A 25221-nucleotide genomic window follows, 5' to 3' on the forward strand; every position below is an offset into this window, starting at 1 on the left:
GTTATTTGCTGCGTTTTAATCCTTTAGAGGAAATATACTCCACACTAAAGTTGATAATCAATGTAATGAAGAACAGAACGACACCCAGCAGGAACAAAGCCTGATAGTGAGGCCCGCCCGCCGGAGCTTCCCCCAACTCCGCCGCGATGGTAGCCGGAATGGTGCGCAACGGTTCGAGAATCGTTGTCGGAATCACAGCCGCGTTACCCGTCACCATCAATACCGCCATCGTCTCTCCGATAGCACGTCCGATGCCGAGCACCACGCCCGAAGTAATCCCCGATATGGAATACGGAATCACCACCTTATAAATCGTCTGCCATTGCGTAGCTCCCAGTGCCAGGCTCGCTTCCCGCATGTCGCGCGGGCAATTTCTCATCGCGTCTTCGGTCACCGTTATAATGGTAGGCAGCGCCATAATAGCCAGCACGATACTGCCTGCCAATCCGCTCTCCCCTACCGGAAGATCAAATACTTTCTGAATCATCGGCACAATGACAATCAGCCCGAAAAAGCCATAGACAACGGAAGGAATGCCGCTCAACAGTTCAATAATAGGTTTCAGCCAGTTCCGCACTTTCGGGTTTGCCACTTCGGACATATAGATAGAAACCGACAAGCCGAACGGCAAAGCGAAAAGAATGGCGAACAGGCTCACCCATAACGTACCGGTAATCAAAGGCAGAAAGCCGAATTGGGCAGCCGGAGTAGCCGTCGGAAACCATTCGGCACCCACAAACACATCTTTCACGGAAATCGTATTATCCTCTATGAAATGCACCGCATCCGGATGAACAATGAATTTCTGCGGTACGAATGCCACGATACCGGGCGTTTTCTCTACCAGTTCCGTAATCTTATCCCCTGCATACTCATAGGCAGGGCCGAGTTCTTCTTCCGTATAATACCGCGTAATATCTTCCAGACGAAACACCCGGATAGGAAGATCATCCCCACCGAGCTCTTTCCAGTTCGTTATCTCCTCGTCGAAAACATTCTTTATCTGTTCAGGACTCAATACGCTTACCTTATTTGTCTTATTCAATGCCAACACATACCCTTCCTCGATTACCTTGCTTTTAAATAATCCGAAAGCCTCCGTAAACAGGAAAAGCACAATCAGCAAAATAGTAATACTTGTTACGAAGCCGCTACAAGTCAAAACTCCTTCTATAATCCTTTCTAAAACCTTTTTCATACCTCTTGATTTCTGATGCAAAGAAAGCATCTCTTTATTAAGGCGGTGTGACTAACGCTTGAAGGAAATGTTTCAATCCTGTTACATTTGTATTACAAGTATCGTTTTTCCGCCATATGAAACAGAAATGTAATATCCGATTGCTTTATTTGCACCGACAATAAACAAAGAATCATTATGAAAATCAGAAGAAACTTATTGATAGCCCTTTCGCTGTTCGCAGTCAGTGCCAGCGCACAACGCATCAAAGGCAGCGACACGGTACTGCCTGTCGCCCAGCAGACAGCAGAACGCTTTATGAACCGGCAGCCCGATGCCCGTGTCACCGTCACCGGTGGCGGAACCGGTGTCGGCATCTCCGCCCTGATGGATAACACCACGGATATCGCAATGGCTTCGCGCCCGATAAAATTCAGCGAAAAGATGAAAATCAAAGCGGCAGGAGAAGAAGTGGACGAAGTGATTGTAGCCTATGATGCCCTCGCCGTAGTGGTACACCCATCCAACCCTGTGAAGCAGCTCACCCGCCAGCAACTGGAAGACATCTTCCGGGGAAAGATAACCAACTGGAAACAGGTGGGCGGAGACGACCGCACGATAGTGGTTTACTCCCGCGAAACATCTTCCGGTACTTATGAATTTTTCAAAGAGAGTGTCCTGAAAAACAAGAACTACATGGCGAGCAGCCTTTCCATGCCGGCAACGGGCGCTATCATCCAGTCCGTCAGCCAGACGAAAGGAGCTATCGGGTACGTCGGACTGGCATACGTGTCCCCTCGCGTGAAGACGCTCTCCGTATCCTATGACGGCAGCCACTACGCCACGCCCACAGTAGAGAACGCCACCAACAAGACCTACCCCATCGTACGCCCCCTTTACTACTATTATAATGTAAAGAACAAGAAACAAGTCGATCCCCTGATTCAATATATTCTCTCACCCGACGGACAGGACATTATAAAAAAGAGCGGTTATATTCCGGTTAAATAAAAAAAATGTCCTACTTTTGTAGCCTGAATCATGTATTAACATAAATCGTTATGACAGATATTAAAAACGAAGAAGTAGCAGGTGAAAAGAAAAGCCTGAACTTTATAGAGCAGGCAGTAGAGAAAGACTTGAAAGAAGGTAAAAACGGTGGAAAAGTGCAGACACGTTTCCCGCCCGAACCTAACGGATACCTTCACATCGGCCATGCCAAAGCTATTTGCCTTGATTTCGGCATCGCAGAAAAACATGGCGGTGTATGCAACCTTCGTTTCGACGACACAAACCCCACCAAGGAAGATGTGGAATATGTAGAAGCCATCAAAGAAGATATCCAGTGGTTAGGCTATCATTGGGGAAACGAATACTACGCTTCCGATTATTTCCAGCAATTATGGGACTTCGCTATCCGCCTGATAGAGGAAGGAAAAGCATATATCGACGAACAGAGCTCCGAACTGATTGCGCAACAGAAAGGCACTCCTACCCAGCCGGGTGTGGAAAGCCCTTACCGCAACCGCCCCATCGAAGAAAGCCTTGAGCTTTTCAAAAAGATGAACAGCGGCGAGATTGAAGAAGGCGCTATGGTGCTCCGTGCCAAGATTGACATGGCAAACCCGAACATGCACTTCCGCGACCCGATCATCTATCGCGTAGTGAAGCATCCGCACCACCGTACGGGCACTACATGGAAAGCCTATCCGATGTACGACTTCGCCCACGGACAGAGTGACTTCTTCGAAGGAGTGACTCATTCACTGTGTACCCTCGAATTTGTGGTACACCGTCCACTCTACGACCTCTTCATCGACTGGTTGAAAGAAGGCAAAGATCTGAACGACAACCGTCCCCGCCAGACCGAGTTCAACAAGCTGAACCTGAGCTACACGCTGATGAGCAAACGCAACTTGCTGACTCTGGTAAAAGAAGGCCTGGTGAACGGATGGGACGACCCCCGTATGCCGACTATCTGCGGTTTCCGTCGTCGCGGTTACTCACCGGAAGCCATCCATAAGTTTATCGACAAAATCGGTTATACTACCTATGATGCGCTGAACGACATCGCCCTGCTGGAAAGCTCTCTCCGTGACGACCTGAACAGCCGCGCTATCCGTGTATCCGCCGTCATCAATCCTGTGAAGCTCATCATCACGAACTACCCCGAAGGACAGGTAGAGGAACTGGAAGCCATCAACAACCCGGAAGATTCGGAAGCAGGAAGCCACCTTATCGAGTTCAGCCGCGAATTGTGGATGGAACGTGAGGACTTCATGGAAGATGCTCCCAAGAAATATTTCCGCATGACACCGGGACAGGAAGTACGTCTGAAAAATGCCTATATTGTAAAATGCACAGGTTGCAAGAAAGACGAGAACGGCGTGATTACAGAGGTTTATTGCGAATACGACGCCAATACCCGCAGCGGTATGCCGGACGCCAACCGCAAAGTGAAAGGTACATTGCACTGGGTGAGCTGCAACCACTGCATGCAGGCAGAAGTACGCTTGTACGACCGTCTGTGGAAAGTAGAGAACCCGCGTGACGAATTGGCCGCCATCCGCGAAGCTAAAAACTGCGACGCCCTGGAAGCCATGAAAGAAATTATAAATCCTGATTCATTGAAGGTATTGCCCAACTGCTACATAGAGAAGTTCGCAGCAACCCTGCCGCCACTCTCCTACCTGCAGTTCCAACGAATCGGTTACTTCAACGTAGACAAAGACTCCACCCCTGAAAAACTGGTCTTCAACCGCACAGTAGGCTTGAAAGACACGTGGGGGAAGATTAATAAATAAACGGGCCGACCATCGGCTTGACTTTATAAAATGGGGCTGTGACAAAAGAGAATCTGAAACTTTTGCAACAGCCCCATCTTAGCAATAAAAAAATTATAAAATAAAATGGCTAGAAAAAACTCATCATCCGCCAAAAAGGAACTGGTGGAACTAATCACAAACTACGAAGCAGCAAAAGCAGACGACCGACAACTCTATCTGGACGGCGACCAACTGGCTGACATCGCCGACTGGTATGCCACCGAACGAAAATTTGACGAAGCGCAGGAAGTCATCAACTACGGACTTCATCTGCACCCCGGAAGCACGGACTTGCTGATAGAGCAGGCTTACCTTTACCTGGACACCCAAAAGCTGCAAAAGGCAAAGACAGTGGCCGCCGCCATCACCGAAGAATATGAACCTGACGTGAAAATGCTGAAAGCCGAACTACTGCTGAACGAAGGAAATCTGGAAGAAGCCCAAGGGCTTCTGAACTCGATAGAAGATGCCGATGACCTTGCCACCATCACCGATATCGTATATCTCTTCCTTGATTTGGGTTATCCCGAAAATGCCAAAGCATGGCTCGAAAGAGGAAAATCACGATATGCCGACAAGCAGGATTATCTGGCTCTTACCGCCGATTATCTATTCGCCACTCACCAAACGGAAACTGCAATCGAAGCTTACAACAAACTGATTGACAAAGCCCCTTACAATGCTTCCTACTGGATGGGACTGGCAAAATGTCATTTTATTGAAGAGAATGTAGACAAGACCGTCGAAGCTTGCGACTTCGCACTGGCAGCCGACGAAAACTGCGGAGAAGCCTATGCCTACAAGGCACATAGCTTTTTCTATCTGAACAACTCGGATGAAGCCATCGAGAATTACCTGAAGGCTATTAAATACAAGTCAATTCCCCCCGAACTGGGCTATATGTTCATGGGATTGTCCTACGCCAATAAGGAAGAATGGCAGAAAGCCGACGATTGTTATACCAAAGTAATCGACTGCTTTGAAAAAGAAGGAGACAGAGACTCTATCTTACTGATAGACACATATACCAGCAAAGCCTTCGCCCTCTCCAATCTGCAAAGATATGAAGAAGCGCATCAGCTCTGCGACAAAGCCAAGAAACTAAACCCCGACGAAGGACTTATCTACCTGACGGACGGAAAAGTATATCTGGCGGAAGAAATGGAAGACCTGGCATCCGAAGCTTTCCAAAAGGCCATAGAACTTAATCCCGGCGTGGAAATGTGTTATCTGGTTGCTTCCACCTATTCGGAAAACGACTATCTGTATGACGCGAAAGAATACTACGAGATGGCCTACAAGCTCGACCCGAAGTATGAGTTAGTGACCGAAAAGCTAAGTGTCCTCTGTCTCATGAGCAACGAAATAGAAGATTTCTTCAAATACAACAGTGAATGTAAGAGTCCGCTCGGACTGGACGTCATCGAGGACTTGCTTGCCAGTCCCAATCATAGGGCGGAAGATGAAAAGGCACTCAAGGAAGTATTGAAGCGCATGAAAAGAGAGAATAAGAAAAAAGGAAAATAATCAATCAATTAAATAAACTCTATCCCTAAAAATCATGGAATCAGTAGCTTTTATCCAGTGGTGTCTGGATCATTTAAATTATTGGACTATCACCTTATTAATGACCATCGAAAGTTCTTTTATACCTTTCCCTTCGGAAGTGGTCATCCCGCCGGCAGCCTACAAAGCTGCAGTCAACGACGAGCTTAATATTTATCTGGTAGTTTTATTCGCTACTATCGGGGCAAATATCGGAGCGCTAATCAACTATTACCTGGCAAAATGGCTGGGACGCCCCATCATCTACAAATTTGCCAATAGCCGTATCGGCCATATGTGCCTGATTGATGAGGAGAAAGTACGCAATGCCGAAATTTACTTCGACAAGCACGGCGCACTGTCCACCTTTATCGGCCGTTTGATTCCCGCTGTCCGCCAATTGATTTCAATTCCTGCCGGACTGGCTCAGATGAAACTGCATACATTCCTGATATATACCACTCTGGGAGCCGGATTGTGGAATACTATCTTAGCTGTTATCGGTTATCACCTGGCTAAAGTTCCCGGCATCGAAAGCGAAGCGCAGCTTATAGCTAAAGTGACGGAGTACAGCCACGAGATAGGTTATGTCTTTATTGCCATCGCCGTATTTGTCGTTGCATTCCTGATTTATAAAGGGATGAAGAAGAAGTAATATATTTCAGGCACGGATTTATCTTTGAAATCCGTGCCTGAATCTTCTCTTTAATTTTAGAAGTTGAATTGCACTCCCACTCCCAATATTTCCTTGAACTGCACACGTGCACCTTTCGTACCGTCCTTTTGCGCAATCTTCACATCATCGTCATACATCAAGTTAGTGGTCAATGTAGTTGAGAACCACTTATTGATAATCATATTCACTTGCACTTCCCAGTTGACATCTATATTCAGAGGTTTATGCAGATAATCGGAATATAAGTCCAGACGTGAATATACAGTCATATTTTTCAGGAATTCATATTTCACTTCCCCTTTCAGATTAGCTCCGAAACCGGACAGCAAATGTTTGCCGGGGTCAACCCCGTAAGCCCCTTCGTCAGAGAGACGGTCATTCAGGACAAATGTGCCGCGCCAGGAAGCAGGAGATAATACGACCGTAAATATCTTGCCCGGATCATACGTGAAGCCCAAACCCGTAGTCAGATAGCCCGGAGACATAAATTCGGAGATAGAAACATCCTTATTGACCGAATAGTCATATCCCGGAGAGAACTGGGTCTGAAAAGTGGCAAATGCACTCGCATACCAGTTCTTGGCAATGGAATAACCATAATTCGTATTCAGATAGATTTTATCATTCGCCTTTCTTGTACCCTGATCGCCGGTCTTATTCAATCCATAAGCCAGTTCGATACGGTTGTTCCACAAATGCTTTCCTTTCTTATAATTAATCTGGTAAGTACCTTGTAAGTCAAAAGCTACGGAATTGTCACCACCGGCGGCCCAGTTGGTAAGGCTGACCTGTGTCAGTTTCAGCCCGGCAAATCCTTCTTTAGTCCAGGGAGAAGTTTGTGTACTATCGGCAGTCTGAGCCGAAAGAGTTCCAGCGCCCATACATGACAGGGCAATGAATAGAGTTTTCATCTTGTTCATGATAATTGTTGAGGTTTAGTGTAGAAAAAAACACAACCTAACAAGAACATAAGTTTGGCGAGATACCAAACTCATTACCAGTTCTCATTAGGTCAAAATCTTTAGATAAGTACCAGCCGCAATCACTTGTCAGCCGCAATTATTATTTTATACTTAATACTTATATTATTTTATCGCTGCCAGTGCCTTGTCATAGTCAGGCTCCTGTGTAATTTCAGGAACGAGTTCCGTATAAGCCACTTTGCCATCTTTGCCGATTACGACTACCGCACGTGCCAAAAGTCCTGCCAATGGGCCGTCAGCCATACGTACACCGTAGCTTTCATCAAAATCAGAGAAGCGGAAATCCGACAATGGAACCACGTTCTCGATGCCTTCGGTCGTACAGAAACGAGCGTGCGCAAACGGAAGGTCTTTAGAGATAGCCAGCACGACTGTATCCTTCATACCGGCAGCCATCTTATTAAACTTACGTACAGACGTAGCACATACGCTTGTATCCAGACTCGGGAAAATATTCAGAATCACATTTTTACCATTCAAGTCTTTCAGGGAGAAAGAAGATAAATCTGTTTTTACCAATTCAAAGTCAGGAGCGACTTTACCTACTTGTATAAATTCACCGATCAGTTTCACCGGTTGTCCTTTGAAATTTGTTGTTGCCATAATGCTTTTATATTTAAAATTTACTTTATATAGAAAACAACTATTACCAAAAAAATGTTCACGAAGAAACATTTCTAAATGCAGATTGTTATTCCACAACGAAATCACTTTAGTAATCAACTTAAAAAATAAAATGTATGGAAACTGTATTTAATGAGATTCAACACTCGGTAAAAAACTGGTGGACTTCCCTTCTTTTAGGTGTCGTGTATATTATTGTAGCCCTTTGGCTCATGTTCTCCCCCTTGAGCAGCTATGTAGCTCTCAGCATCGTTTTCAGCGTATCCATGCTGATAAGCGGTATATTGGAAATCATCTTTGCCCTTAGTAATAAGAAAGGTGTGCCCAGTTGGGGATGGTATGTCGTAGGCGGGCTGATCGACCTCGTTCTGGGTATCTATCTGGTTGCCTATCCGCTAGTCAGCATGGAAGTTATTCCGTTCATCATAGCCTTCTGGCTGATGTTCCGCGGCTTCTCCTCTACCGGCTATTCCATCGACCTGAAACGTTACGGCACCCGCGACTGGGGCTGGTATATGGCTTTCGGTATCCTCGCCATCCTCTGCTCGCTGCTGATATTGTGGCAACCTGCCGTCGGAGCACTCTACGCAGTGTACATGATTTCTTTTACTTTCCTCATTATCGGACTTTTCCGCATCATGCTTTCATTTGAACTAAAAAATCTGCATAAAAGAAAATAAAAATCTTTCGGCACTTACTTTGGTATTTTGTTTATCTTTGTAGGCAATTTACATAAATCAATTAATTAAAAAGGAAGAAAATTATGGCAATGCATACATGGTTTGAATGTAAAATCCGTTATGAGAAAGTAATGGAGAACGGAATGCAGAAAAAAGTAACCGAACCTTATCTCGTTGACGCGCTTAGCTTTACAGAAGCCGAAGCACGCATCATCGAAGAAATGACTCCGTTTATTTCGGGCGAGTTTACCGTTTCTGACATCAAACGTGCCAACTATAGCGAACTTTTCCCCAGCGATGAAGAAAGTGCCGACCGCTGGTTCAAATGCAAACTTATTTTCATCACGCTGGATGAAAAAAGCGGTGCGGAGAAGAAGACTTCCACACAAGTACTGGTACAGGCTGCCGACTTGCGTGACGCAGTGAAGAAACTGGACGAGGGCATGAAGGGAACAATGGCGGATTATCAAATCGGCATGGTGTCCGAGACACCGCTGATGGACGTATATCCTTACAGTGCCGGCCCGAATGACAAACCGGAGTTTGATCCGTCAAAAGCATAAGTAACAATGAGTATTGCTGACAATTTAAAGCAAGTTCTGGCCGAGCTCCCGCAAGGAGTCCGGCTGGTTGCTGTCTCAAAATTCCATCCCAATGAAGCGATAGAAGAAGCATATCAGGCGGGACAGCGTATTTTTGGAGAAAGCAAAGTGCAGGAAATGACAGCTAAATACGAAAGTTTGCCCAAAGACATCGAATGGCATTTTATCGGACACCTGCAAAGTAATAAAATCAAGTACATGATACCATACGTAGCGATGATACATGGAATTGACACTTACAAATTACTGGCGGAAGTCAACAAACAGGCTGTCAAAGCAGGACGCGCCGTCAACTGCCTGTTGCAGATACACGTAGCGCAGGAAGAGACGAAATTCGGTTTCAGTCCTGAAGAATGCAAGGAGATGCTGAACGCCGGAGAATGGAAAGAACTGACCCACGTGAGCATCTGCGGGTTGATGGGAATGGCTAGCAACACCGATAATATTGAACAAATCAACCGGGAATTCCGTTTACTTGATAAGCTCTTCAATAAGATCAAAGAAACTTGGTTCGCCGGCTCGGATGATTTCCGGGAGTTATCAATGGGAATGTCACACGATTATCACGAAGCCATTGCCGCAGGAAGTACCTTGATACGGGTGGGAAGCAAGATTTTCGGAGAACGCAATTATAATATTTAACCAATCATTATGACCATGACCGATTTAAAAACTACTTTCGCAGGGCTTTCTCTCAGAAACCCTATCATTATCAGTAGCTCGGGACTGACCAACAGTGTCGGCAAAAATAAAAAGCTGGCCGAAGAAGGTGCCGGTGCTATCGTTCTGAAATCACTGTTTGAAGAACAGATTATGCTGGAAGCGGAACAACTGCGTGATCCGGCTTTCTCTGCTGAAGGCAGCGATTATCTGGAAGAGTATATCCGTGAACACAAGTTGTCCGAATACCTGACTTTGATTAAGGAGAGCAAAAAGGTTTGCCCTATTCCCATCATTGCCAGCATCAACTGCTACACTGATTCCGAATGGGTGGACTTTGCCAAGCAAATCGAAGAAGCCGGCGCCGACGCATTGGAAATCAATATCCTCGCGTTGCAGTCGGACGTACAATATGCGTATGGTTCTTTCGAACAACGCCATATCGATATTCTCCGCCACATCAAAAAGACTGTCAACATTCCGGTTATCATGAAACTGGGCGACAACCTGACGAATCCCGTAGCACTGATCGACCAGCTCTACGCCAACGGCGCGGCAGCAGTTGTCCTCTTCAACCGTTTCTATCAGCCGGACATCAATATCGAGAAACTGGAGCATATCTCCGGTGAAGTATTCAGCAATGCTTCCGACCTCGCCACTCCGCTCCGCTGGATTGGAATCGCGTCGGCCGCAGTAGACAAAATCGACTATGCGGCATCCGGTGGTGTCGCCAATGCAGAATCAGTAGTAAAAGCGATTCTTGCCGGCGCGTCGGCCGTAGAAGTGTGTAGCGCTGTCTACCTGAACACCAACGCATTTATCGGAGAAGCAACACGCTTCCTCTCCGCATGGATGGCACGAAAGGGATTCAACAGCATCGCCCAGTTCAAAGGCAAACTGAATACGAAGGATGTGAAAGGTATCAATACTTTCGAACGTACTCAATTCTTAAAATATTTCGGAAAGAAAGAATAAGAGAAAAAGGAAAAGGAAAAAATCAGGCACGGATTACACAGATTACGCGGTTTAAGATAATTGGAAAAACCGTGAAATCCGTGTAATCCGTGCCTATTTTATTTTTCATTATTACATCAAGTTACTAGCCAACTCACTCAACTCGCTTCGTTCACCCTTCAACAGGTTGACGTGCGCAAAGAGGTTCTGATCCTTCATGCGGTCAATCATATATACCAGGCCATTGGACTGACTATCCAGATACGGTTGGTCAATCTGCTGAATATCCCCCGTAAACACCATCTTCGTGCCTTCGCCTGCACGGGTGATGATTGTTTTTATTTCATTCGGGGTCAGATTCTGCGCTTCGTCGATAATGCAATACATCTCGCTCAAACTACGCCCACGGATAAATGCCAGTGCCTCAATCACCAGTTGCTCGCTTTTCTGCATATCTTCGATACGCTTCACTTCCGTAGAACTAGCGGCAAACTGACGCTTAATCACATTCAGGTTGTCAAACAATGGTTGCATATAAGGAGCAACCTTTTCTTGTGCATCTCCCGGAAGGAAACCGATGTCCTTGTTGGAAAGCGCTACAATAGGACGTGCCAGCAAAATCTGCTTATAGTCCGTCAACTTACCCAAAGCGGCTGCCAAAGCCAGCAATGTCTTACCTGTTCCCGCCTTTCCGGTCAGTGCCACCAGTTTGATGTTCGGGTCGTTCAGAATCTCAAAAGCAAAGCTCTGTTCGGCATTACGGGGTTCGATTCCATAATTCTTGCCTTTCATCACCCGGCAGATAGAATGAGTGAAAGGATTGTAACGTGCCAACACACTATTCCGGTCGCTCTTCAACACGAAACATTCATTAGGATGAATCAAGTCTTTAAAGTCAAACTCGCTCAGGTCGATACCTTCTTTAGAAGAATAGATACGGTCGATCAATGCCGGGTCTACATTTTCAAAGATTTCATTGGACTTCTCGAAAATATCCACGTTGGCTACCTTATCCGTGATATAGTCTTCGCAAAGCAGACCGATGGAACGGGCTTTCATGCGCAGGTTCACATCTTTAGTCACCAGGATAGACTTCATATCCGGATATTTGGTTGTCAGATACTCGGTCGCCGCCAAAATCAGATGGTCGGGTTTCTTGATAGGGAAAGAGTCCCATACTTTGGTAGCCTCCACTTTACTGGTCACCACGAACAGACGTCCCAAGCCTTCGCCCAGTTTCACTCCGTCAGTGAAAAGTTCGTCACTGGTCAGCACGTCCAGTTCGCGCACAAACTCACGGGCATTGAAATTAATCTGCTCGTTCCCTTTCTTGAACTTATCCAGTTCTTCGAGTACGACAAGAGGGAGATAGATATCATTTTCCTGGAAATTCTTCAAACAATTACTGTCGTGAAGAATAACATTTGTGTCTAGTACAAAATTTTTCTTAGTTCCCATGATTTCTTAGATTTAAATGTTGATATTTGCAATCTCAAATCGTCAACCCCGCATATATCGTAGGATTGACGGTTCTAAAGATAAACAAATTAGTGGGCAATAAAGATTGCCCTGAGTTAAATTTTATAAAACATGGATTATCAGAACACTTTAAAGTACTTATATGAAAGTGTACCTATGTTTCAGCAAATAGGAAGCAAAGCATATAAGCCGGGGTTAGAGACAACACACAAATTGGACGAGCATTTCGGGCATCCCCATCGACAATTCAAAACGATACATATCGCAGGAACGAATGGAAAAGGTTCTTGCTCACATACTATCGCGGCAGTATTGCAGTGCGCCGGCTACCGGGTCGGATTATTCACCTCTCCTCATCTGATTGATTTCCGCGAACGCATCCGCATCAACGGCGAGATGATACCGGAAGAGTATGTAGTCAATTTCGTGGAAGAACACCGCGCTTTCTTCGAGCCGCTGCACCCTTCCTTTTTTGAACTGACCACTGCTATGGCATTCCGTTATTTTGCCGATCAGAAAGTAGACGTGGCAGTAATCGAAGTAGGTATGGGCGGGCGACTGGACTGTACGAACATCATTCATCCGGATTTATGCGTTATCACCAATATCGGTCTTGACCACACCCAATATCTGGGTGACACGCTGACGAAGATTGCCAAAGAGAAAGCAGGCATCATCAAGGAAGGCGTTCCGGTCGTTATCGGCAGAGCCCAAGGAGCGGTGAAACGTGTGTTCACCATGAAAGCCAAACAAATGAATGCGCCTATCGAATATGCCCGTGAAAAATCCCGCCACTGGAACATGGAGATACTTCCTTATTCAAGGTTGCAGGAAATAAGGACAAAGGCTGACGAAATAATGCAGACCCTATACCAAATGATCGAAGCAATAGGCGAGCAATCAGAAGAACAGGGAAATCAAATGCGGCAAGCATTGCTCATGCTGGACGTACCAAGTAGCATACGTGCGATAGACCAGATACTTGACAAAAGAAAAGACGCTATCAGAATCAACAATGAAATGTTTCCTTTCGGACTTTACACAGAGTTGAGCGGAGCTTACCAGTTCGAAAACATGTTCACCATTCTGAAAGCTCTTAAGATGCTGACCCATTTGAAGTACAACATCACCCCCCGGAACTACTTCGACGGTTTTGCAAACGTATGCCAACTCACCGGTCTGATGGGGCGTTGGCAGAAAGTGCACAGCTATCCGGATATTATCTGTGACACGGGACACAATGTGGATGGAATCGAATATATCCATGTACAGCTCAATGCTATCCGCAAAACTTTCGACAAGGATATTCATATCGTATTCGGCATGGTCAATGATAAAGACATCAAGGGTGTCTTGCGAGTGTTGCCGAAAGATGCCACTTACTACTTCACCAAAGCAAGCGTGAAGCGTGCGTTGCCCGAAAATGAGTTGATGGAACTGGCAAATAAAGCCGGACTAAAAGGAACATCCTACCCTACTGTGGTGGATGCCGTGCAGGCAGCTAAAAAGAACTGCCCCCCAAAAGACCTTATCTTCGTGGGAGGCAGCAGTTTCATTGTCGCAGATTTATTAACGAACCGCGATGCACTCAATCTCTACTAATGCATCCTTTGGCAGGGCTTTTACGGCAAACGCCGAGCGTGCCGGAAAAGCTCCGTCGAAATAGGTGGCATACACACCATTCATCCCTGCAAACAGGGACATATCCTGAAGAAAGACAGTAGTTTTGACAATGTTTGCCATTGTCAATCCTGCTTCTTCAAGAATGTGTTTCATATTCTCCAACGACTGGCGTGCCTGTGCTTCAATCCCTTCCGCCATCTCTCCCGTAGCGGCATCAATAGGCAACTGACCTGACACAAATACCATTCCATTGGCTTCTATCGCCTGACTGTAAGGCCCGATAGCTCCGGGCGCCTTCTCACTGCAAATTACTTTTTTCATATTTATTTCTGTTTTCTGTTTTACTAACTTTCAAAGATAGCAAAAAAAAACCTCTCGCAAAACGAATTTCGCAAGAGGCTTCACTATTTCTTCTTAAAAAAGTTTATTCAGCTTTTTCTTCTTCAGGAGCTACGGCAGGAGCAACAGGTTCCGCCACTTTCACTTCTTCTCTCGAAACGTTTACTGTCACATTCACAGAAGTTGGTTGTGCCTGATATGGCATACGGTTTTTAGGATCTTCGCCATAAGGATTAGGGCCTACCGTACCGTCGGCAAACAGCATGTACAACGCAAAAATCCAGCCTACGATAGGAACACAGCACAGCAGAATCAACCAACCGGATTTATTCAAGTCATGCAGGCGCTTCACTCCCTGTGCCAAAGAGAACCACACGGAAGCAACCAAAGCTGCAAGACCAATCAATAAACCGATGACAGAACCGCCGGCCGAACCGCTAGCCGCACCCATAATGAATGTGCCCACACCCAGTGCCCATGCGATACTTGAAACGATACCACCAATGATACCAGACAGGAAATACTCGATTCTACGAATACGTCCGTCAAAAGAAAAAGGAGCTTTGAACATAATTTATTAAGTTTATATGAATAAATAAGTGAGTTTTCATTCGTGTTCCTCTTATATAGAAAGCAAAGATATAAAATAAAATAAATTAAATAAAGAAAGGAAATCGCCTGAAATATTAAAAAAATGTCTCATTCCCCGATACTATTCACAAAATCACGCCACCCCATTACAGCACTGTTTCCCATTCAAATTGTGCAAAAACGTTGGATTACTCGCTGTATAAAAGTGATGCCTCCACCAATTCGGACGAAGAGCCACTTCCCGACGATGACGGCAAGGATGATGGCGATGAAACTCCGGATTCGGCAGCCTAATTATTAATTACCAATTATCCATTTTTAATTAAAACTGTATGAAAAAGCAACTTTGGAAAATCATTCTCCAGTTTATCGTGACCATTGCGACGTCTATCATCTCAGCCATCGGTGTGACGTCCTGCGTAGGACAATAACCTTCTTTAGAACTAGAAGATAAAAACGAGTCTTTATACTATCATTAGTTCAAGTAAAAAGCGCAACCAAACGATGAGGTTTTTCTACTGTTATCCAACAATAAGTCTTACCTAAAAGTTCTTCTGCATACAATTCTGCATCATTCAGAAAAAAATCATCCAAATCTGATTCTCCACAATTAAAAGGCACGCAATTCTCTCTAACTTCTTTGTTATACAAAAGCATAACACAATTATCATAAAGTGAAAAATCAGTCTCCATATTCCTAAAATTTAAACGTTTTAGATTTTTCTAGAACAGTCAGAAGACGTTTCTTGGATTTTGTGAACAAGACCGGAGTCGCTTTAGAAGCATTCTTTTCCGCACGGCGGATAAATTCCTCCGCTGTCCCTCCTTCCAAAACTGGAATACTTTTTATTGTTATAGCCATAGGTCTTATTTTTAGTACAAAGTTACTTCTTTTCTATAGAAAAGCTAAAACATCTCCATAAAACCTTCTTTTTCCTTATGAACTACATTCTTATACTAATAAATAAGTGTATACTGAAATTTATATTACTACAAATCTCCCGGTCTTCCCAAATAATAAGTGATTAGCCGTACTTCCCTCACAGAAAACGCCTTTGTCTTCGGATGAAAATCCGTAGACAGAATTTCATCCATCAACGGCTAGCATCTCCGCATCCAACGCCGCAATTTATTGACTGAAGCACGAATGCTTAAATCGGGAAAATACATTTGAGCCAGCTCTTGTTTATTATAACATTTCACCACAAAATCGGGATGTCCCATCGTTTATTTATGCATGATTTACAGCTATAAAGATACAAAATTTCAGACAATCAGCCAAAGAATACATTCATTATTATTCCACACAACAAGGGGTATAAAAAAATATATCAACGATCTTCACAGACAGTTGATATAGTGGGAAATTCACATCGGCTTTAACCTCCGATGACAGGGCGTGAATCAGAAATATACCGTCGTACATTCCTAATTCACAATGTAGGAGAATCATGCTTGTTACAGCATGAAGCTAGGGACCTACATTTTTTCATCTCACATACAAACACTCTTAGTTTTAATTACATCTCAACATTATATTTTATACCTTTCATTTTCTAATTTATTCCATATATCTAAAACTTCTTGCCAAAGCAGAAATATAATAATATATCAACGATCTTCACAGACAGTTGATATAGTGGGAAATTCACATCGGCTTTAGCCTCCGATGGCAGGGCGCAAATTAGAAATGTACCGTCGTACAATTTCTAATCTACAATGTAGGAGAATCATGCTTTTTACGGCATGAAGCTAGGGACCTACATTTTTTCATCTCACATACAAACATTCTTAGTGTTGATTACACCTCAACATTACTTTATATCTTTTTATTTTCCTAATTGCTTTATATATCTAAAACTTCTTGCCAAAACAGATGTTCAAGAAAGTCTTTACCAATATCTTAAAATCAAACCACCAGGAACGATGTTGCAAATAGAACAGATCGTACCGCAAACGCCGCAACATCTTATCCATTGTATCCGTATAGCCATTATACAAGGTAGCATAAGAGGTTACTCCCGGCCGAATCTGATACAAGTATTGATAACGCGGATCGTGCTTTATAATTTGATCAATATAAAACTTCCGTTCCGGACGAGGCCCGATGAAAGCCATATCTCCACAGAAAACGTTCCATAGCTGCGGTAGTTCATCCAAATGATGTTCACGAAGAAATTTTCCAATATCTGTTAGTCGCCTATCTCTTCCTCCGGCATAAAGTCTGGGGCCTGCCGACTCTGCATCCAATCGCATACTGCGGAATTTATAGATATTAAACGGCCGTCCGAAACGCCCGATACGTTCCTGCTTGAATATAGCCGGGCCACCGTCTTCCCGTTTCACAGCTATATAACAAATTAAAAATAGCGGAGAAAAAATAACCATTAAAACCGCTGCAACTATGCAGTCCCCAATTCGCTTTACATTACGCTCAAAAGCATTCATTCCGTCCGGAATGAATTCCTCACTATACCCCATAATAATTATAAATTGTAAATTTGATAAGTATCTATTAGAACTAAGTTTAGTCTATCAGTATTGTCTAGCAAGCCTTACAACTGATATATATCCATATATGCTTTAACCATCTTATCTACGGTCAAACTTTCATTAAATCGGTGTAGAGTATTCGCCGAGAAAAGTTTATAAACATAATCATCTTCCAATACGTATTGAATTTTATCAGCAAAAGCTTCTGCTGTATTATCAACAGTATATCCATTTACATCATTTTCTATCACTTCACTGATTCCACCTACTCGTGAAGCTACAACAGGTTTTCCGAAACTCATTGCTTCGAGGATAACCATTGGCAATCCTTCATAATTGGAGGCAAGCATAAAAAGATCTGTCTCCTTATTATAAATACCAGCATTGGGAATATTACCCAAACAAAAGACATTCTTGGGAAGATTCTTCATTTCTTCCTGATTGCCAATCCATATAAAAGCGTATTGAGGTAATATTTTCGCTGTTTCCAAAAACAAATCAAATTTTTTCTGCTTAGAGACACGAGCAATACATAATACCTTTTTAGCATATCTGTGCGCAACTTTCATCGCTACATCCCCTTGTGGCTGATAAATCCCATTAAAAACACAATATACATTATTTGTAATCCCCTCGTCCCAAAGTTTTTGCCTATCATAATTGCTCACTCCAACAATTGCTTTACATCTCTTTTGAAAGAATTTCTCAATCGGAAGATACTTCCGATAAGCGATTCTAATAGAGTCAAAACCATGCACTGTATACACAGTCTTTTTCTTTGGAAATACCATGCGTCCTAGAATACCTACCTTAGACGAATGAAGATGAATAATATCCGGCTTAAGCTCCCAATAAACTTTTTGAAAATCAATAATAGTCAAAAAATCATTGATTGGAGATAAAGCGCGTCTCAGATGTTTACAATGCACTTGCTTTACAGTAGCATATAGCATATTCCAAAGTTTACCATCCCCTTCGCCTGCCATTACTATCACTTCATTATTTTCAGACAATTTATTTGCTAGGTTTACAACAACTGATTGAGCTCCACCAAGTTCACTTAAAGTTATAATCTGTAAAATTCTCATAGGCTATAGTACTAAATTGGGAATATCCCAAAAACATAATCTTTTTATATAGAAAAGCTCAATTAGAATTACGTTTATTTAAATTTATATTGGGAAGAGAGCTTCTGCAAATATAAGAGTCTCTTATAATAAAAAAGAAAGCGAATAGAAGACATAATAAATATTGCCACCCTATTAATCCTATTTTCTTTTTAAAACTCCATCGCGTATAAACAGCAAAACGCCAAAAGTTAATAGCTGACTTAATTTTGATAACAAAAGGAACACTTGCATGAGTATGTTCTATATATCCAATTGATGCATATTGAGGTGAATTTATACGTACTTTTATTGTATTTGAAGTTAGTCCATCTACTAAATACTGACAAATACATATCTTCTCATAAATGAATCTCAATTTATATTTACTAGCAATACGAGTCCACAACAACCCTTCTGAACAAAATTTTTCATTTGAAATATCAGGAAACTGGAACTCTCTAATAACATCCGTTTTAAAAAATTCAGCCATATCACCTCCAATATGATATTTGTATCGAAACTCAAGGTATGTACAATCAATCTTGGAATAAACTCCCCCACCTAATTTTTTCCCGTTAGGATGAGTTTTAAGCCCCCAAATACCTCCAAAAGAATTATCCATTCTTATTTCACCATAGTATAATGAAATAATTTGTAAAGCATCATCATATAAATAATCATCACTATCTATTATATAAAACAATTCTCCTTTCGCTTCCTTGGCAGCTAAATTAATAGCACGATGTTTTCCCCCATTAGTAGTTTTTATATATCGAATATTGATAATACCTTGAGAAGAATACTTGGCCATAAGTTCTTCTGTATTATCTGTACTACCATCATCTATTACTAGCCATTCAAAATCTTTAAACTCTTGCCGACATAAACTGCTATATAAACGAGGGAGCAAATAAGCACGATTATAAGTAGAAGTAAATACTGTAATTAAGTAGTTATAAACCATCTTTTACTATTTAAATAATGAACTAAATTTTTTGTATACCGCTTCATAACTATAGTTTTCAATAAACAACTGCCTTGATTTCTGATTAAATAGATTAGTCTGTTTCTTTTCAATCAATCTATTTATTACACATATAAAATCATTTGACGTTTTACATACAAACGTAGAACCAGTTTCTAATCTATAGCCTTCAAATGCTTCTTCTGTCCCAATTATTGTTTTCCCATACATCAAAGCCTCAGCTGTCTTTGTTTTCATTCCGCCACCGGATAATATAGGCAAGACAACAAATGTAGATTCATAATATAATTTTGCTAAATCCTCTACATATCCTTTGACTTCAACCCTTTCCGATGTAAATTCATCAGTATATCTATCCATGCCCTTACCCGCTATAATTAACTGTCCTGGTATATAAGGAAGTATTTCTTTTATAAAAAAACGTATGCCCTGCACATTTGCAAAAAAATCCACCCCAACAAAAAGATATATAATCTTAGATTCTTCAGCAGGTATATTTATACACCGTCTTTTATCAAAAATATCATTACAGGCTACTGGTAAAACTAACGATGCAGTCTTTCCATACTCTTGATAGAAAAGATTGGAATCACGTTGATTTAGTACTAAAGAATAATCACAATACCTCACTGAAAGGGATTCATTATATGTCGCTGCCAAGTAAAAAGGAAAATGTATCAATCCAGAAACACGAATAAATTCTCTGGCATAATGTCTTTCAATATTATGGTAGCAACAAATTATCCTTATACTAGGGTGACAGTTTTTTATTTTCCTTGCTAATCTTCCTAACAAAGACTGGCTTAAAAAGACATAATCATATTCTTTTCCCTCCATTTGCATTAGAATTCTCTTCTCAATGCCTAATGTTAGTCCTCCCAAATAAAAAGAAAGTTTGTCAACTATTCTAAGTTCAGACTTTAATGGTATAAAATCAATATTCCCTTTTGCTATTTGCTGTAAAAAATAGATATTTCTATTATTAACAATATCCGCTCCAGATTTTATCTGAGAACAACGATTACCTATATATAAAATATTCATAACAATCACTCCCAGATTTTTTTGGAAATCTTCTCAATCCATAAATCCACAGATAATAATCTATAAGATTCTTTTCGAAGTAATTCCAATATTGCAGATAAAATGTAAATAGACAAAGCAAAAAGCACCAACCCCCAAATAGAGAATTTATATGTCCCCACAATAGACTCTATCATCGGACGAATCACATTATTATCATGAAAAAGGTAAATTCCTAATGTTAAGTTAGAGAATTTGCATACATTAGCAGAAACATTAATTCGTGAAAAAACACAAAAAAATAATATAGCTAAAAATATAACGAAAGGGTTATTATAACCCAACAATTTAACTATATATTTACCTCCATATTGTTGAAGAAAGAGACACATAATCACAAGAATACTCGAGAATATATACCAAAGTAACAATGGTCTCTTTATTAACGCAATAATATTATATTTCCGCATATATATTGCCAAAAGATACAAGAACATAAAATTAAGTATTGAATATCCATTATTAGCATTAAAAGTTCCCCAAATATATCCTCCCAAACAATTAAACGTAAAAAATAAAAAAATGAACATACTAAACTGCTTATAAGAAAGAGTATCACATATCATATTTAGAAATGGTGAAACAAGATACAAAAACATATAAGTACTTAAAAACCACCAATAATTTGAAGAAAGAGGAAAAATACTCTTCACTAATAACGAAAGAGAAAAATTAAAGCTGGAAAAGTAATTCACCAGGAATAAAATAATAGCCACACTCAAAGCCTGCATATAAAAGTTTAGTATTCCTTTAAAACGAAATTTTATTTTATAATACCCCGAGATAAACACAAAACAATTAACACTCATAACCGCTGGAACATATAAAAGTAAATGTTCTGTAGATAAATGAATTGGTTCATCAGGATATTGAACCATTGTTTCTACTATCCCACATCCATGCCCAACTACATGTTCTAATACAATCAGAAACATTAAAACAAGCCTCAATAATTCTATATTATTATCTCTTGTAGAATTAGAGTGAGAAAATGAAGTCTGCATAAGATTATAAAATTATTTCAGTTGGAAACGGTGCAGATAAAATATCATATACGGAATACCATAAACTATATTCTGTAAATATCAGAAACGTAAATTCTGATAGATATATATTCTTCATATTATATATAAAAAGAAAAAAAGCTGAAAGCGATAATAAATCAATATAAGTTCGACGTTCTCCTTTAGAACGTTCCAATAGAATAAGTGGAAATATTATTGCAAATAATTGTGACACTGAAAAAAAAAGTCTTGTAGCAATAGTTGAACTCCGTAGAAAAAGAAAATCCCACAAAACAAAAATCAAAGATAGAAAATATATTTTTTTTTCCTGATCAAACTTATAAAGTACATAGCTTAATGTAGACGCAGTGAAAAGTAAAGTTAAAATCAAATGTTTATCTACGCCTAATATTTCTCCTTGTACATAATTACTTGTTTTCTCAAAATCAGCAAAATTTAACTTTGAACTAATATCAAAGACGCCTAACGAAAATGCTAGGAACAAACATACATACAATGATTTATAGTGAAAACGAAAAATAAATAAAGGAACAATATACATCAATATACTCCAATGTGAAAAAAGCGCTAGAATAAAAATAAATAAATACTTTTTATACAACAAATACCTTGAAAAACCCCATAAAAATAAAGAAGTCGCAAAAAATTGCCTATATGCATTGGCATAATTTACGAAATTCATAAAAAAGATAAATCCCATCGCCCATACAATTAAATGAATAGAAGACAAATAATTAGCTTTTTTATTATTACTCAAATAAAGTGCTATATTTTCATATGTGAGTAACATTATTCCACCTGTAACCAATGCAAAAAAGAATCCCATTACTCTCGGATCATTAGGAAATATTTGAGACAATAGGTACACTATAAAATAAAAGAAATAGTCCCCAAATAATCCTATCAATAATAATGCAGTCGTAAAATCACAATTTGACAGAGTACTGTAATTACTATAATAACGGACAATGTCATAATCTCCATCATAAACAGTACTATATTGAGTAAATATAATTGTTGCTATAACAAACAAAGGAAATAGAAATCCATATATTGTTGCTTTTTTAAAAATAAACAACAAAGAAATAAATAATAAGACTCCTCCCATCAATGAAACAAAAAAAGAAAATAGAAAAATAAAGAAGATACATATATTATATGCTCGTTCATTTTGAATAGGATACATCCTTTTCATTTCATGAGTAATCACACCTGAGTCCATAATTTGATTTTATATAAGAAATTATGAAATCTTTTTTAAATTATATATCCACCAAAAGCCATGTGCAAGACACCACTGAAGAACTTTGCTCTTAAATGTTATTTTAGGGCAAGAAAATACATACTTATTTGCATCTGAAAAAGTAACACGCCACTGCCTTAAAGTTTTTTTATTCTGAAGCAACTCCATCTTAGAAAACAACTTGAAATACTGTACTTCAACCATATCCTTCCCTGTTATTCCTTTCCCATTCAAGAAAGAGATGATATATTCAGCATTTACAAGTTGATTACAACATCGCTGCTGCACCTTATCACAATCACTATTTCTGGACAAAGATTTTTGATTCTGCCTGTAATAATACAATGGCATAGAAAGATACTTCACTTTTAATGCATAATAAAATAACTGAATAGTAACCACTAAATCTTCCATCATATCATGACCGTCCGGAAAAAGAATATTATATCTCAAATATAAATCAGTACGTACTAACTTATTGCAATTACCACCATGTATACGCCCTGACAGAAGTCCTCTTATTATTGAATTCCGATTTTCAGAAATAAATTGTCGCTCAATTATTTCTCTGCCATTTGGATAATTCAACATAAAATCACACCATACAATATCAGATTTATTTTCCACAGCTTGCTCATACATTTTCTCATACATGTCTAACTCAACCCAGTCATCTCCATCACAATAAATAACATATTCGCCATGAGCCATAGATAGCCCTGTATTACGTGCAGTTGCTGCTCCTTTATTCTCCGCATGCCGAACTATCTTTGTCTGCGAAGCCCTATGTGGATATCGTTGCAATACGGTAGATAAAATATCCATGCTCCTATCCGGTGTACAATCATCTACAAAAATATATTCAATATTTTGTAAACTTTGTCCATACAAAGACTCGACACACTGCTCAAAAAATTCCTCAACTTTATATACTAATATTATCACAGTCACAGACGGATTCATAACCTATTATTTAAAGTAACAATACAAACGTTTCACAAAATCTCGCATTCCCTGTTCACAAATATAAAGCCCCAATAACAATAATGAGCTAAAAATGCCTACTATCACAATAGCTTGCAAAATCCAATCGAAAATATCTTCTATGGTATCTTTCAAAACAAAAGGTAATATCCACAAAACCCAACTGATTACAAATGCACATAACAATAAATGCTTAAAATATAAATTAAAATATATGCGGATAGATTCCTTCAAACCAAAACGGAATAAAAAATAAGGTTTCCATAAAAAGATAACAATTAATAAACTTATTAATACCCCACTTAAAATTCCGGGTAAGCCATAAAAATACCCCAATAATATTGATAATGTTATATTTAAAACAGCTTCCACTAAAGGAGAATAAACATCTTGAAAAAGCCCATACGCATAAATGTAAGAATCAACAGCATTTCTCATCAAATTTATATATAGAATACAAACTAAGATTGATAATGAAACTTGGTCTATTAAATAATCCTTACCCACCCATAATGAAATAAAAGAATTAACTAAAATATAAAAACCAAAACAAACGCTTGCTACCATGAAAAAACGTGCAGAGAAAAGTTCTTTAAAAACACGCATTATTCTCTCCTTATCTCCTTCTGCTATTAAGTTCCCGACGCCAGCACTTGTACTATAAAATACAGCGTTAAATAAAGCAGTAACTCCCGTTATTACCAACATATAATTACCATAAATAGCTACTAAAGTCATAGAAGCATAAGCATATATAATTAATGGACTAGTTTGAAATAAAACAAATCCTCCTATTTTATGAAAAAACAATTGTTTTGTTTTTGTTATGATTCCCGGATACCGTTCTTTTAGTTTTTTCCCTTGAGAAATACTTGTCTGAAGCCAAGCATATTCTTTATGAACAATAAACTTAACAGCAAAGACAGAAATTATCGCAGATACTAATTCAAGCAATAACCACCAAATATATCCAAATGGCAATAACACTATCAAAACCATCTGCAATACAACCTTACATAACCGATTCGTCTGTATCGCATAATTCAATTTATAATCTTTTTGGTCAGCCGTCAATATTATTTGATGATAATTAAAGAAGTAGCCAACTAAAGAATCTACTAAAAATACAATAAAAGTAGCATACGCGTACCACAGCGGTAACTCTATTTTTCTAAAAAACAAAGGGAAGAAGCACATCAATAATATAGCAGCAGCAATAATAATAAGCGCTATACGACGATATAAAAAACCTTGTACAGATACAATCTCATTAATAGCTTTCTTATTACCATCCGCTAGAGGTTTATATAGTGAATAACTAATAGCTGAACTAATCCCTAACTCTGCCAAATTAAGAAATTGAAGCAAATTCATGGCAGTCGTATTTAATCCTAATACTTCTGTTCCTAAATAATCTAGAAATATTTTACGAGAAAAGAATTGTAAAATTAGATTTAATAAATAAAACAGCAAAGAAATCTTCGCATTCTTAAGACTTTTAAATGTTCTCGAATAATTTGTCATGCAATTCCTCTTTCAAC

At 40.0% G+C, this 25221-nt stretch carries 26 protein-coding genes and 1 pseudogene; 10 read left to right on the top strand and 17 right to left on the bottom strand.

Going from position 1 to position 25221, the window contains the following annotated elements:
* Window position 1 precedes the first annotated feature (1 nt).
* The gene (pstC, locus tag BQ7997_RS01405; protein ID WP_073343506.1) at window positions 2-1198 is read right to left on the bottom strand and encodes a phosphate ABC transporter permease subunit PstC; all 1197 of its coding nucleotides are present in this window, start codon (window positions 1196-1198) and stop codon (window positions 2-4) included.
* A gap of 177 nt (window positions 1199-1375) precedes the next feature.
* Here pstC and BQ7997_RS01410 point away from each other — a divergent pair, with 177 nt between their 5' ends.
* From BQ7997_RS01410 to BQ7997_RS01425, 4 genes are all read left to right on the top strand, one after another.
* Window positions 1376-2188 carry a PstS family phosphate ABC transporter substrate-binding protein gene (locus tag BQ7997_RS01410; protein ID WP_073342828.1) on the top strand — a complete coding sequence of 271 codons (813 nt, stop codon included), beginning with the start codon at window positions 1376-1378 and terminating at the stop codon, window positions 2186-2188.
* 50 nt (window positions 2189-2238) lie between these two features.
* Window positions 2239-3981, top strand: a complete 1743-nt coding sequence (locus BQ7997_RS01415) for a glutamine--tRNA ligase/YqeY domain fusion protein (RefSeq protein WP_073342830.1) — start codon at window positions 2239-2241, stop codon at window positions 3979-3981.
* Window positions 3982-4086: 105 nt separating this feature from the next.
* Window positions 4087-5529 (top strand): tetratricopeptide repeat protein, encoded by a 1443-nt coding sequence (locus BQ7997_RS01420; protein WP_073342833.1) that lies wholly within the window; start codon window positions 4087-4089, stop codon window positions 5527-5529.
* 34 nt (window positions 5530-5563) lie between these two features.
* Window positions 5564-6202, top strand: a complete 639-nt coding sequence (locus BQ7997_RS01425) for a DedA family protein (protein ID WP_022137854.1) — start codon at window positions 5564-5566, stop codon at window positions 6200-6202.
* A gap of 56 nt (window positions 6203-6258) precedes the next feature.
* On the opposite strand, the gene BQ7997_RS01430 is transcribed toward BQ7997_RS01425, so the two are convergent.
* The gene (locus BQ7997_RS01430; protein ID WP_073342835.1) at window positions 6259-7143 is read right to left on the bottom strand and encodes a DUF3078 domain-containing protein; all 885 of its coding nucleotides are present in this window, start codon (window positions 7141-7143) and stop codon (window positions 6259-6261) included.
* Between the two features lie 165 nt (window positions 7144-7308).
* Entirely contained in the window at window positions 7309-7809 is a 501-nt protein-coding gene (gene tpx / locus BQ7997_RS01435) for a thiol peroxidase (protein WP_022137852.1), read from the bottom strand.
* Between the two features lie 137 nt (window positions 7810-7946).
* Between tpx and BQ7997_RS01440 the strand changes: the two genes are divergently transcribed.
* From BQ7997_RS01440 to BQ7997_RS01455, 4 genes are all read left to right on the top strand, one after another.
* The gene (locus BQ7997_RS01440) at window positions 7947-8510 is read left to right on the top strand and encodes an HdeD family acid-resistance protein (RefSeq protein ID WP_022137851.1); all 564 of its coding nucleotides are present in this window, start codon (window positions 7947-7949) and stop codon (window positions 8508-8510) included.
* 83 nt (window positions 8511-8593) lie between these two features.
* On the top strand, window positions 8594-9073 hold the full coding sequence (locus BQ7997_RS01445; protein ID WP_005678170.1) for a DUF4494 domain-containing protein: 480 nt from the start codon (window positions 8594-8596) through the stop codon (window positions 9071-9073).
* 6 nt (window positions 9074-9079) lie between these two features.
* The gene (locus BQ7997_RS01450) at window positions 9080-9754 is read left to right on the top strand and encodes a YggS family pyridoxal phosphate-dependent enzyme (protein ID WP_073342839.1); all 675 of its coding nucleotides are present in this window, start codon (window positions 9080-9082) and stop codon (window positions 9752-9754) included.
* A 15-nt stretch (window positions 9755-9769) separates the two neighbouring features.
* On the top strand, window positions 9770-10747 hold the full coding sequence (locus BQ7997_RS01455) for a dihydroorotate dehydrogenase-like protein (protein WP_073343509.1): 978 nt from the start codon (window positions 9770-9772) through the stop codon (window positions 10745-10747).
* Window positions 10748-10858: 111 nt separating this feature from the next.
* On the opposite strand, the gene BQ7997_RS01460 is transcribed toward BQ7997_RS01455, so the two are convergent.
* The gene (locus BQ7997_RS01460) at window positions 10859-12184 is read right to left on the bottom strand and encodes a PhoH family protein (RefSeq protein ID WP_073342841.1); all 1326 of its coding nucleotides are present in this window, start codon (window positions 12182-12184) and stop codon (window positions 10859-10861) included.
* A 132-nt stretch (window positions 12185-12316) separates the two neighbouring features.
* On the opposite strand from BQ7997_RS01460, the gene BQ7997_RS01465 reads away from it, so the two are divergent.
* The gene (locus tag BQ7997_RS01465; protein ID WP_073342844.1) at window positions 12317-13807 is read left to right on the top strand and encodes a bifunctional folylpolyglutamate synthase/dihydrofolate synthase; all 1491 of its coding nucleotides are present in this window, start codon (window positions 12317-12319) and stop codon (window positions 13805-13807) included.
* On the opposite strand, the gene BQ7997_RS01470 is transcribed toward BQ7997_RS01465, so the two are convergent.
* Both BQ7997_RS01470 and BQ7997_RS01475 read right to left on the bottom strand, forming a co-directional pair.
* Window positions 13775-14149 carry a RidA family protein gene (locus BQ7997_RS01470; RefSeq protein ID WP_022137846.1) on the bottom strand — a complete coding sequence of 125 codons (375 nt, stop codon included), beginning with the start codon at window positions 14147-14149 and terminating at the stop codon, window positions 13775-13777. The two genes, BQ7997_RS01465 and BQ7997_RS01470, sit on opposite strands and share 33 nt — an antisense overlap.
* Window positions 14150-14252: 103 nt before the next feature.
* Window positions 14253-14738, bottom strand: coding sequence for a DUF805 domain-containing protein (locus BQ7997_RS01475; RefSeq protein WP_022137845.1), 486 nt, complete (start codon window positions 14736-14738; stop codon window positions 14253-14255).
* 352 nt (window positions 14739-15090) lie between these two features.
* Between BQ7997_RS01475 and BQ7997_RS25450 the strand changes: the two genes are divergently transcribed.
* Window positions 15091-15189: a smalltalk protein gene (locus BQ7997_RS25450; protein ID WP_159436737.1), complete on the top strand. Its 99-nt coding sequence runs from the start codon at window positions 15091-15093 to the stop codon at window positions 15187-15189.
* 49 nt (window positions 15190-15238) lie between these two features.
* Here the strand turns inward: BQ7997_RS25450 and BQ7997_RS01480 are convergent, their stop codons facing one another.
* The 11 genes and pseudogenes from BQ7997_RS01480 to BQ7997_RS01525 form a co-directional block, all read right to left on the bottom strand.
* Complete coding sequence (locus BQ7997_RS01480) at window positions 15239-15451, bottom strand: hypothetical protein (protein ID WP_022137844.1); 213 nt, start codon at window positions 15449-15451, stop codon at window positions 15239-15241.
* 4 nt (window positions 15452-15455) lie between these two features.
* Entirely contained in the window at window positions 15456-15620 is a 165-nt protein-coding gene (locus BQ7997_RS25645) for a hypothetical protein (protein ID WP_162842105.1), read from the bottom strand.
* A gap of 128 nt (window positions 15621-15748) precedes the next feature.
* Window positions 15749-15982, bottom strand: a pseudogene (locus BQ7997_RS01485) (DUF4248 domain-containing protein).
* A 630-nt stretch (window positions 15983-16612) separates the two neighbouring features.
* Entirely contained in the window at window positions 16613-17239 is a 627-nt protein-coding gene (locus tag BQ7997_RS01490) for a sugar transferase (protein ID WP_073342846.1), read from the bottom strand.
* A gap of 74 nt (window positions 17240-17313) precedes the next feature.
* Window positions 17314-18339: a glycosyltransferase gene (locus tag BQ7997_RS01495; protein WP_073342849.1), complete on the bottom strand. Its 1026-nt coding sequence runs from the start codon at window positions 18337-18339 to the stop codon at window positions 17314-17316.
* Window positions 18340-18397: 58 nt separating this feature from the next.
* On the bottom strand, window positions 18398-19324 hold the full coding sequence (locus tag BQ7997_RS01500) for a glycosyltransferase family A protein (protein ID WP_073342851.1): 927 nt from the start codon (window positions 19322-19324) through the stop codon (window positions 18398-18400).
* Between the two features lie 6 nt (window positions 19325-19330).
* The gene (locus BQ7997_RS01505; protein WP_073342855.1) at window positions 19331-20389 is read right to left on the bottom strand and encodes a glycosyltransferase; all 1059 of its coding nucleotides are present in this window, start codon (window positions 20387-20389) and stop codon (window positions 19331-19333) included.
* Between the two features lie 5 nt (window positions 20390-20394).
* Window positions 20395-21432 carry an acyltransferase family protein gene (locus tag BQ7997_RS01510; protein WP_083589138.1) on the bottom strand — a complete coding sequence of 346 codons (1038 nt, stop codon included), beginning with the start codon at window positions 21430-21432 and terminating at the stop codon, window positions 20395-20397.
* 4 nt (window positions 21433-21436) lie between these two features.
* Window positions 21437-22675, bottom strand: coding sequence for an EpsG family protein (locus BQ7997_RS01515; protein ID WP_073342860.1), 1239 nt, complete (start codon window positions 22673-22675; stop codon window positions 21437-21439).
* A 21-nt stretch (window positions 22676-22696) separates the two neighbouring features.
* Window positions 22697-23659, bottom strand: coding sequence for a glycosyltransferase family 2 protein (locus tag BQ7997_RS01520; protein WP_073342863.1), 963 nt, complete (start codon window positions 23657-23659; stop codon window positions 22697-22699).
* 6 nt (window positions 23660-23665) lie between these two features.
* Entirely contained in the window at window positions 23666-25204 is a 1539-nt protein-coding gene (locus BQ7997_RS01525; RefSeq protein WP_073342866.1) for a lipopolysaccharide biosynthesis protein, read from the bottom strand.
* Window positions 25205-25221: the final 17 nt, after the last annotated feature.

It is taken from the genome of Bacteroides congonensis (assembly GCF_900130125.1).
GTDB lineage: Bacteria > Bacteroidota > Bacteroidia > Bacteroidales > Bacteroidaceae > Bacteroides > Bacteroides congonensis.